The 1,832-nt window shown below is 67.6% G+C and carries 2 protein-coding genes; both read left to right on the top strand.

Annotation, left to right across the window (positions count from 1 at the left end):
- Positions 1 to 1,101, top strand: a 1,101-nt coding sequence (locus GX543_RS18540; RefSeq protein ID WP_290854086.1) for an NAD(P)/FAD-dependent oxidoreductase, incomplete at its 5' end; no start/stop codon positions are given.
- Between the two features lie 84 nt (positions 1,102 to 1,185).
- The coding region (locus GX543_RS18535) for a protein kinase (protein ID WP_290854084.1) at positions 1,186 to 1,832 on the top strand (647 nt) is incomplete at its 3' end.

Genomic DNA, 1,832 nt, shown 5'->3' with positions numbered 1-1,832 from the left:
TTCGCGCCCAAGGACAAGATCGGCGACTGGCTGGAGTTCTACACCAAGGTGATGGAGGTGCCGTACTGGTCCAAGACCGAGTGCACCTCGGCGTCGTACGACGAGGAAGCCGGCCGCTGGACCGTGCACGTGGTGCGGGACGGCGAGGAGCTGACCCTGCATCCGACGCAGCTGGTGCTGGCCACCGGGATGTCCGGTAAGGCCAATGTGCCGGAGTTCCCCGGACAGGACGTGTTCCGCGGCGAACAGCATCACTCCAGCGCCCATCCCGGCCCGGACGGTTACGTCGGCAAGAAGGTCGTCGTGATCGGTGCCAACAACTCCGCCCACGACATCTGCAAGGCCCTGGTGGAGAGCGGGGTGGACACGACCATGGTGCAGCGATCGTCGACCCACATCGTGAAGTCGGACTCGCTCATGGAGATAGGTCTCGGCGCGCTCTACAGCGAACAGGCAGTTCGCGACGGCATGACCACCAAGAAGGCCGACTTCACCTTCGCCTCGCTGCCCTACCGGATCATGCATCAGTTTCAGATCCCGATCTACGACCAGATCCGCGAGCGTGACAAGGACTTCTACGACCGACTGGAAGCCGCCGGCTTCGACCTGGACTTCGGCGACGACGACTCCGGCCTGTTCATGAAGTACCTGCGCCGCGGATCGGGGTACTACATCGACGTCGGCGCCTGCGAGCTGGTGGCCGACGGCACCATCAAGCTGGCCAAGGGCGGCGTGGACCACCTGACCGAGGACTCGGTGGTGCTGACCGACGGCACCGAACTGCCGGCCGACGTCGTGGTCTACGCGACCGGCTACGGGTCGATGAACGGCTGGGCAGCCGATCTGATGGGTCAGGAGGTGGCCGATCGCGTGGGCAAGGTGTGGGGTCTCGGGTCGGACACCACCAAGGATCCCGGGCCGTGGGAGGGCGAGCAGCGCAACATGTGGAAGCCCACGCAGCAGCCGGGACTGTGGTTCCACGGGGGCAACCTGCACCAGTCGCGCCACTATTCGCTGTACCTGGCGCTGCAGTTGAAGGCCCGCTACGAAGGGATCGACACCCCGGTGTACGGGCTGCAGGAGGTGCACCATCTGAGTTGACGCGCGGTCTCGGCCGTCACCGTCGCCGTCGTTGCGCGGCCGGGTACCGCGGTCGAGCCGACAGAGCCGAGGACGGAGGATCCGATGAGGCAGCCGGGCGACGGGATCGGCGGTTACGTCATCGAGGAGGTCCTCGGCTCCGGGGAGAAGGGGACGGCCTACCTGGCCAGGCATCGCCGCCTCGACCGGCGGGTGGTGATCAAGGAGAGCGCCGGGCAGAACACTACGGAGACCCAGCGGCGAGGCGGCGGCGACCGCGGGACGGCGTTCGCCGCCGACCTGCGGCACCCGAACGTCGTCGAGATCATCGACGCAGGCGAATGCGATGACGGCCGGACTTGGTTCGCGATGCAGTACGTCGACGGCACCGACCTGGCGGGACTGCTGGCCGAGCGCGGCGGTCTGCTCGCGCCGGCCGAGGCGATCGGTATCGCGCGGAGTGTCGCTGCGGGACTGGACTACGCGCATTCGCGCGGCCTGGTCCACGGTGAGCTGACACCGGGCGACGTGTTGCTGGAGCGGACCACCGGCCGGGTGGTCGTCGCCGACTTCGGAATCTCTGGGCGTGACGCCTCCGCGGAGGAGGACCATCGGGCAGTCGCGCGGCTGCTCTCTCGGATGCTCACCGGTCGAAAGTCCGACGGTACCGTGTGGCCGCTTCCGGCGTCGTCGCTCAACCCGTCGTTGCCGTCTGCGGTCGACGGGGTCCTCGCCGTGGCGATGACAGGCGA

Source organism: Gordonia sp. (in: high G+C Gram-positive bacteria) (assembly GCF_012515855.1).
Lineage (GTDB): Bacteria > Actinomycetota > Actinomycetes > Mycobacteriales > Mycobacteriaceae > Gordonia.
This window is presented reverse-complemented; position numbering and strand designations above follow the sequence as displayed.